Source organism: Pseudomonas sp. K5002 (assembly GCF_013386655.1).
Taxonomy (GTDB): domain Bacteria; phylum Pseudomonadota; class Gammaproteobacteria; order Pseudomonadales; family Pseudomonadaceae; genus Aquipseudomonas.
Genome location: NZ_JACARK010001415.1, coordinates 1 through 1526, shown reverse-complemented (window position 1 = coordinate 1526; position 1526 = coordinate 1). Strand labels below are relative to the sequence as shown.

The 1526-nt window shown below is 65.4% G+C and carries 1 protein-coding gene and 1 pseudogene; both read right to left on the bottom strand.

Annotation, left to right across the window (positions count from 1 at the left end; all coding sequences use genetic code 11):
- A pseudogene (locus tag HX846_RS36825) lies at positions 1-218 on the bottom strand (sugar-binding transcriptional regulator); the annotation flags it as partial.
- On the bottom strand, positions 215-1526 hold a 1312-nt coding region (locus tag HX846_RS36820; protein WP_178967416.1), incomplete at its 5' end, for a ribulokinase. The pseudogene HX846_RS36825 and the gene HX846_RS36820, both read right to left, overlap by 4 nt.

The following is a 1526-nucleotide window of genomic DNA, read 5'->3' as shown; positions in this document are numbered from 1 at the left end:
GCCGAGCGGGCGACGATATCGATGCGCACCACCCCGCAATCCCGCGCCTCGCGCAGCAAGCGGCTGACTTGCCAGCGGGTCAGGCCGGTCTCCCGGGAGATATCGCTTTGGGTCTTTTCCAGGTCGTAATACAGCTTGGCCACCTGGACCATCAAGTCATCACGCTGGGAATCGGCCGACAACCGCGTGGCAAACGTTTCTTCAGGATGGGCGCTCATGCTGCCGGCCTTACGCCGAGCGTGCGGTTCGCCGGTGGCTTGCAACTGATGGGCGCGACGCTGTCGGTGGCGGCGCGATAGCGGCCCAACAGCTCGATGTATTGCTCGTGGGCGTAAGGGTCGGGCTCGATCAGCCGGCCGATGGTGGTGAAGTCGGTAGCGGCTTCCTGCAAGGTGCCGAACTCGCCGAGGGCGCAGGCGGCAGCGGCGGCGGTGCCGATCAGGGTGAGGTTGTCGTGGGGCACCATTTCGAACGGCACACCGGTGGCATCCACCGTGGCCTGCAACCATAACGGGTTCTTCTGGAAACCACCGGCGGCGACCACCCGGGTGATCTCGATGCCCTCGGAGCGCCAGGTGTGAAAGATGTTCGCCGAGCCCAGGGCAATCGCTTCCACCGAGGCGCGGTACAGGTCATGCCGGTCATGGTTCAGCGACAGGCCCATGATCGCGCCGCGCATGTCCGGTGAGCGGTACGGTGTGCGGTTGCCCATCCAGTAATCGAGCACCAGCAAGCCGGTGGAGCCGGGCTGCAGCTCTGCGGCCTGGCGGATCAGGCGCTGGTGCCCGGCATCGTCGAGGCCGAACATCTTTTGCGCCAGCCAGTTGAGGATCGAACCGGCGGAGACTTGCCCGCCTTCCATCAACCATTGGCCGTCGAGCAAGGCGCCGGGGTACGGGCCCCAGATGCCCGGTACGTCGATGCGTTGCGGGGTGTGCATCAGTTGCACCACCGAGGTACCACCGATAAACAACAGCTCGCCGGCGCCAGTGGTGCCGGCACTGAGCATTGCCATGTGGGCGTCGATTCCGCCCTGGGCCACCAGGGTGTCGCGGCTCAGGCCCAGATGATTGGCGGCATCGGCGCTCAATGGGCCGATCCGGCCACCGACCTTGATCACTTCCTGAGGGAGTTTTTGCGCCAGTTCAGGCACGCCCAGTTCGGCGTACAACTCCACCGGAAAACGCTGCTGCAGGGTGTCGTAATTCCACTTGCAACTGGCATTCAATTGGGAGGCGACCCAGCGCCCGGTCAACTGAAAGTTGATCCAGTCCACGGCCTCGCAAATACGCTCGGCGCGCTGGTAAACCTGAGGCTCGTGCTCGGCCAGCCACATGGCCTTGGGCACCAGCCATTCCACCGCGTCACCGCCCTGGTTCATCATCGGGTGGCTGATGTGGGCCGTGCGCGCCGACTCGGCAGCGGCGCGGCAATCCATCCATAACAACGCCGGGGCCAGGGGTTGGCCGTCCGCCTGGGCAACCACCACGGTGGAGGCTGTGGTGGCGACGCACACCGCCGCCACC